This window comes from Methylobacterium sp. WL103, assembly GCF_008039885.1.
Lineage (GTDB): Bacteria > Pseudomonadota > Alphaproteobacteria > Rhizobiales > Beijerinckiaceae > Methylobacterium > Methylobacterium cerastii.
Genome location: NZ_VRUX01000241.1, coordinates 1 through 6,205, shown reverse-complemented (window position 1 = coordinate 6,205; position 6,205 = coordinate 1). Strand labels below are relative to the sequence as shown.

The window sequence follows — 6,205 nt, the reverse complement described above, 5'->3', positions numbered from 1 at the left end:
GCGCAGGCGTTCGGCGACCTCGCGCGCGACCGCCTCGCCGGTGTCGACCAGCACCACGGCGAACTCCTCGCCGCCCATGCGCCCGAAAAGGTCGATCCCGCGCAGGTTCGCGCGGCAGGCCTCGGCGAAGGCGACGAGGGCGGCGTCGCCCGCCGCATGTCCGTAGCGGTCGTTGATGGCCTTGAAGCGGTCGAGGTCGAGCATCAGCACGCAGGCGGTGCCGCCGGAATCCTGGCTCCCCCGCCACGCGCGCTCGCCGAGGGTGAGGAAGCAGCGGCGGGTCATCGCGCCGGTGAGGGCGTCGGTGTCGGCCAGCCGCCGCAGCTCGGATTCGAGGCGCCGGCGATGGTCGATCTCGCTCGACAGGGCTTCGTTGAGGCTCTGGAGGTCGCGCTGCTGCTCCGCCAGGCGGGCGTTGGCCTGCTGCAGGTCGCGCTGCATGCGGTCGCTGAGCCGGACGAGGCGGCGCTGCTCGCGGGTGCCGCGGCGATAGGCGCCGGCGAGCTCCTTCACGCCGCCGGCCATCTCGGCCAGGCGGGTCTGCATCGCGTCCGCCCGCGCGATCACCGCCTCCTCGTTGTCGAAGAGGCTGAACGCGTCCTCGGCCGGGACCGGGGCCGCCGCGAAGGCGCTGCGCGCGCCGGTCATGCGACGACGTCCTTCACCATTTCGAAGCGGGCGTGGTCGAAGTCGGCGGCGAAGTCCTCGCCGGCCTCCTCGATCGTGTCGTCGCCCTCGGCGAAGTGCCAGCGGATCGTGACCGGACGCCCTTCGGCGGCCGCGTCTTCCAGGGGCATGAACAGGTTCATCAAGGCCTTCGCGCTCGACGAATTGAAGTAGGCGAGCGAGAGGTCGAAGCTGATCGGCTCCGGGCTCGGCGTCTCGAGGTAGCCGCGCAGGGATTGCAGCAGCGGGCCGAAGAACGCGGCCGCGTCCTCGGGGTAGGACTCGCCGCGCATGGCGAGGCGGCCGCCGTCGAAGTCGAAGTCGACCTCCGGCGAGCGGTCCGTCGGCGGGATCTGTATGCGGGTCATGGCGCCGGCGTCCTCAGATGTACGCCTTGAGGCAGAACAGGCTTCGGTCATCGCCGATCTCCTGGAAATCGTACTCGACGGGCGCGCTCGATCGCCGGGCGATCTCGATCAGGCCGATGCTGCCGCCCAGGCTCCCCTCGTCGGGGGCCTGGCGGAGCTTGTCGCGGTAGAAGCGCTTCAGCTCGTCGGCCGACAGCCCGACGATGTGGTCCAAGCGCTCGCGCAGGCGCGGCACGTCGCCCCGGCCGACCTCGTTGCCGCAGACGACGAAGAAGCGCCCGCCCTCCGAGCCGACCACGATGATGCCGCCGCTGACGCGGGGCTGCTCGGCCTCGGTCGCCGACGCGACCCGGTCGGCGGAGTAGCGGATCACGTTCTGCGCCTGCTCGACGAAGATCGAGAACACGCGCTTGGCCACCGAGGCGTCGGTCTCCTCCTGGCGCATGCGCAGCTTCAGCACCTCGCCCAGCGAGAACATCACGTTCTCCGACAGGTCGCCCCCGAAGGAGAGGATCACGCCGTTGCGCTTGGCGGCGTCGTGGAACGCCATGAAATCCTGCGCGAGCAAAGCATCCTCCCGGTCGAAGGCGGACCGCGCACGACGAGCCAACGATCCGCCGTCGAAACCCTTGGGCAGAAATCGTGAATAGCCAGTTAAAGTATTCATTATGCGACTATGGCAACAATCGCTCGTTGTAGATATTGCGCCGCCTGAAGCCTGACTCTATCGGCGGATGCGTAGCAAGCCTTTGCGTAGATGCTCGATCACTGTGCATCTATTGCCTCTTGTGAAGGCATCATGCCGTCCGGACCGGAGGCGCCTTGCTCAGCCCGGAGGCGCCTTGCTCAGCCCGGAGGCAGGCAGGTCGTGGGCACGGGCGCGGCGAGACCTTGCCCCCTCGCGCCGCGCGGGCGTACACGGCGGTGACGGGCCCGCGGGCCTAGGAGGCAACACGATGAGCGACCGGCTGCCCGGCTTCAACACCCTGGCGATCCACGCTGGCGCGAGCCCCGACGCGGCCACGGGCGCGCGGGCGACGCCGATCTACCAGACCACGAGCTTCGTGTTCGACGACGTCGACCACGCCGCCTCGCTGTTCGGGCTCCAGGCCTTCGGCAACATCTACTCGCGCATCACCAACCCGACGAACGCCGTGCTGGAGGAGCGCATCGCGGCGCTGGAAGGCGGCACCGCGGCGGTCGCCGTGTCCTCGGGCCACGCGGCCGAGTTCCTGACCATGCACGCGCTGATGCAGCCGGGCGACGAATTCATTGCGGCCAACAAGCTCTACGGCGGCTCGATCAACCAGTTCAACCACAGCTACAAGAACTTCGGCTGGAGCGTGGTCTGGGCCGACACCGACGACCCGTCCTCGTTCGAGCGCGCGATCACGCCGCGCACCAAGGCGATCTTCTGCGAGTCCATCGCCAACCCGGGCGGCGTCATCACCGACATCGCCGCTCTGTCGGAGATCGCCAAGCGGCACAACATCCCGCTCATCGTCGACAACACCATGGCGACGCCGTACCTGATCCGGCCGTTCGAGCACGGCGCCGACATCGTCGTGCACTCGGCGACGAAGTTCCTCGGCGGCCACGGCAACTCGATCGGCGGCCTCGTGGTCGACGGCGGCAGCTTCCAATGGGCTGGCGACGCGCGCTACCCGATGATGAGCGAGCCGCGGCCGGAATATGCCGGCATGGTGCTGGCCGAGACCTTCGGCAACTTCGGCTTCGCCATCGCCATCCGGGTGCTCGGCCTGCGCGACCTCGGCCCGGCGCTGTCGCCGTTCAACGCCTTCCTGATCCTCAACGGCATCGAGACCCTGCCGCTCAGGATGCAGCGCCATTGCGACAACGCGCTGGCCGTGGCGACGCACCTGGCGAGCCACCCGGCGGTGTCGTGGGTGAGCTATCCGGGGCTCGAGGCCGACCGCTACCATGAGCTCGCCAAGCGCTACACGCCGCACGGCTTCGGCTCGGTCTTCACCATCGGCCTGAAGGGCGGCTACGACGCGGGCGTCAAGCTCGTGGGCGGCCTGCAGCTGTTCTCCCACGTGGCCAACATCGGCGACACGCGCTCGCTGGTGATCCACCCGGCCTCGACCACGCACCGCCAGCTCACCGACGCGCAGAAGACCGCGGCCGGCGCAGGGCCGGAGGTGGTCCGCCTCTCGATCGGCCTCGAAGACCCGGCCGACCTGATCGACGACCTCGACGGCGCGCTCACCGCGTAGCCGTCCTTTACGCGGGCACGCGGCGCGCGAAAAAACGCCGTTCGGAGGACCGCCGGCCCGCCCCGCCTCCGTGCGGGGCGGGCCGATTCGTGCCTGCCGCCCGGGGACCCGAGCGGGAGAGGGTGCGGCGGCGATCGGGCCTTATCCAGGAACAAGGTCGGCGCTGGTCGGTAGCACCAGGGCGTCCCGGCTCTCCGGCGATAAGGATCCCCACCCATGTTCATGCGCATCGACAAGCTGCAGGCCGAGCTCCCGCAGCCGAAGCGACCCGATCCGAACGCCGCGGCCGCCCTGCAGGAACTGCTCGGCGGCAAGTACGGCGAGATGTCGACGCTGGGGAACTACATGTTCCAAAGCTTCAACTTCCGCAACAAGAGCAAGCTGCGGCCGTTCTATAGCCTGGTGTCGAGCATCTTCGCCGAGGAACTCGGCCACGTCGAGCTGGTCTCGACCGGCGTGTCGATGCTGAACAACGGCCCCGGCGACGACACCGAGAACGTCGACATCTCCAAGGCGCCGTTCCACGACATGCAGGACATCCGGCTCGCCGGCAGCTTCCTGTCGAACGGCGGCGGCTCCATGCCGATGAACGCGAACGCCGCGTCGTGGAACATGGACATGGTTACGACGACCGGGAACCTGATCATCGACCTGCTGCACAACTTCCACCTGGAATGCGGCGCCCGCATCCACAAGTTGCGCGTCTACGAGACCCTGAAGGACCCGACCGGCCGCGAGGTCTGCGGCTACCTGCTGGTGCGCGGCTCGGTCCACGCCCACGCCTACGCGCTGGCGCTGAAGAAGATCACCGGCGTCGAGATCGAGAAGATGCTGCCGACGCCGAACATCGATCTCAGCCGCGTGCCCGAATGCCAGAAGTACCTGCAGGAGGGCAGCCACCGCCGGCTCTACACCTTCAGCCCGAAGGACTACGCGGAAGCCGCCGGCGTCTGGTCGAACGACGAGGTCGCGCTGCCGGGCGATCCGCCCGGCCAGCTCGAGATCGTCGACGGCCACCCCGAAGGCGGCAAGATCCCGGAGCTCGACGGCAATTACGGCGCCTTCGCCCCCGACTACGCGCCGGAGGAGATCTTCGAGATCGCGAGCAAGCTCTACAAGAAGAGCCGCTGATCCTCGCTTAAGACGACGAGGCCGGCGTCCCGAAGGGGGCGCCGGCCTTTTTCGTGGGCTCCGCCGGCGGTCCCGTCGGAAGGCGAGCGTTGGCATGGCGTGGCGGGGAGCGGAATGCCGGCACCTCCGCCGGGTCGCTGACTTCATCGTCGTCTACATCGCGTTCGAGGCGGCGGAAGTGGTCGCGGCAGCAGGGTTACAGATCTTGACGTTGTTGCCCCTCGATCCCTGCATCCATCAGGTTTCGACACGCCGGATGCTGTGCAAACGCCGCGCGGTGCACTAACCGGGGCGCATTCCGACCCCGTGCGAACGCGAACCCCCATGCTTCAGACCACGCCGCCCCCCCTCTCGGCCCGCCGGGTCCTCGCCGCGAGCTTCGTCGGCACGGCGATCGAGTTCTTCGATTTCTACATCTACGCCACCGCGACCGCGCTGGTGATCGGTCCGGTGTTCTTCCCGCCCGGCGAGCCCGGCGTGCAGCAGCTCAGCGCGTTCGCGACCTTCGCGATCGCCTTCCTGGCGCGACCGGTGGGCGCGGCCCTGTTCGGACATTTCGGCGACCGGGTCGGGCGCAAGGCGACGCTGGTGGCCTCGCTCCTGATCATGGGCGTCTCGACGGTGCTGATCGGCTGCCTGCCGACCTACGCCACCGCCGGCTGGTGGGCGCCGGCCCTGTTGTGCCTGCTGCGCTGCGGCCAGGGCATCGGCTTCGGCGGCGAGTGGGGCGGGGCGGCGCTGCTGGCGGTCGAGAACGCGCCGCCGGGAAAGCGCGCCTGGTACGGCATCTTCCCGCAGCTCGGCGCGCCGGTCGGCTTCATCCTGGCCAACCTCAGCTTCCTGGCGCTCAGCTTCGGCCTCAGCGCGGAAAGCTTCCAGGCTTGGGGCTGGCGTCTGCCGTTCCTCGCCTCGGCCGCGCTGGTCGGCGTCGGCCTCTACGTGCGGCTCAAGCTCAGCGAGACGCCGGCATTCAAGGCGGCGCTGGCGCAGTCCAAGCCCGAGCGCGTGCCCTTCGCCGCGATGGTCACCGGCCACGGCCACGCCCTCGTCGTCGGCACCCTGGCGATGGTGGCGGTCTACGCGGTGTTCTACATCTCCACCGTCTTCGCCCTCGGCTACGGCACGGCGGCGCTCGGCTACACCCGGCCCGCCTTCCTGCTGTTCGAGTGCATCGCCGTCTGCTTCATGGCGCTCGGCATCGCGCTCTCTGGCGCCAACGCCGACCGCTTCGGGCGCCGGCCGGTGCTGATGGTCGGCATGGTGGTGGCGTTCAGCCTCGGCGGCCTGCTCGGGCCGATGCTCGGCTCCGGCTCGGGCGCGGTCGTGCTCGCCTTCCTCTGCCTGAGCCTGTTCACGATGGGCTGGATCTTCGGGCCGATGGGCGCCCTGCTGCCGGAGCTGTTCCCGACCCGCGTGCGCTACACCGGCGCCTCGGTGACCTACAACCTCGCCGGCATCGTCGGGGCGTCGGGCGCCCCCTACATCGCCCAGCGCCTGGTCGACTGGGGCGGGATCGCCTGGGTCGGCGCCTACCTCGCCGTGACGGCGATCATCAGCTTCCTCGCGGTGCTGATGATGCCGGAGACGCTGCGCAAGGGCGTGTAATTGAGGGATGGCCCTGCCTCGGCGGGGCCACCCCTAGGAGCGCGCCGCGCGTCAGTTCCGCTTGTCCAGCGGCCGGCCGAGCAGGCGCGCGAACTCGGCCTCGATCTCCTCCACCGAGAACGGGTTGGCGGCGGACTTACCCGGCGCGGACTTACCCGGCGCGGACTTGGCCGGCGCAGGCTCAGCGGCCTTCGGCGG

General features: G+C 69.4%; 6 protein-coding genes. 3 read left to right on the top strand and 3 right to left on the bottom strand.

Annotated features, from left to right (window positions below; translation table 11 throughout):
* From FV222_RS15035 to FV222_RS15025, 3 genes are all read right to left on the bottom strand, one after another.
* The coding region (locus tag FV222_RS15035; RefSeq protein ID WP_147814893.1) for a GGDEF domain-containing protein at window positions 1–648 on the bottom strand (648 nt) is incomplete at its 3' end.
* Window positions 645–1,034, bottom strand: coding sequence for a DUF1987 domain-containing protein (locus FV222_RS15030; protein ID WP_147764886.1), 390 nt, complete (start codon window positions 1,032–1,034; stop codon window positions 645–647). The genes FV222_RS15030 and FV222_RS15035, both read right to left, overlap by 4 nt.
* Window positions 1,035–1,047: 13 nt before the next feature.
* Window positions 1,048–1,584, bottom strand: coding sequence for a SiaB family protein kinase (locus FV222_RS15025; RefSeq protein ID WP_246685479.1), 537 nt, complete (start codon window positions 1,582–1,584; stop codon window positions 1,048–1,050).
* Window positions 1,585–1,990: 406 nt separating this feature from the next.
* On the opposite strand from FV222_RS15025, the gene FV222_RS15020 reads away from it, so the two are divergent.
* The 3 genes from FV222_RS15020 to FV222_RS15010 all read left to right on the top strand — a co-directional run bounded on the left by FV222_RS15020 (window position 1,991) and on the right by FV222_RS15010 (window position 6,007).
* Entirely contained in the window at window positions 1,991–3,271 is a 1,281-nt protein-coding gene (locus FV222_RS15020; RefSeq protein WP_147764888.1) for an O-acetylhomoserine aminocarboxypropyltransferase, read from the top strand.
* A 216-nt stretch (window positions 3,272–3,487) separates the two neighbouring features.
* Entirely contained in the window at window positions 3,488–4,402 is a 915-nt protein-coding gene (locus FV222_RS15015; RefSeq protein WP_147764889.1) for a manganese catalase family protein, read from the top strand.
* Between the two features lie 324 nt (window positions 4,403–4,726).
* Window positions 4,727–6,007, top strand: a complete 1,281-nt coding sequence (locus tag FV222_RS15010; protein ID WP_147751171.1) for an MFS transporter — start codon at window positions 4,727–4,729, stop codon at window positions 6,005–6,007.
* Window positions 6,008–6,205: the final 198 nt, after the last annotated feature.

Bases quoted from the DNA above. Each gene is read 5' to 3' on its own strand.
- FV222_RS15030 (WP_147764886.1), bottom strand. From the start codon at position 1,034: ATGACCCGCATACAGATCCCGCCGACGGACCGCTCGCCGGAGGTCGAC.
- FV222_RS15025 (WP_246685479.1), bottom strand. From the start codon at position 1,584: ATGGCGTTCCACGACGCCGCCAAGCGCAACGGCGTGATCCTCTCCTTC.
- FV222_RS15020 (WP_147764888.1), top strand. From the start codon at position 1,991: ATGAGCGACCGGCTGCCCGGCTTCAACACCCTGGCGATCCACGCTGGC.
- FV222_RS15015 (WP_147764889.1), top strand. From the start codon at position 3,488: ATGTTCATGCGCATCGACAAGCTGCAGGCCGAGCTCCCGCAGCCGAAG.
- FV222_RS15010 (WP_147751171.1), top strand. From the start codon at position 4,727: ATGCTTCAGACCACGCCGCCCCCCCTCTCGGCCCGCCGGGTCCTCGCC.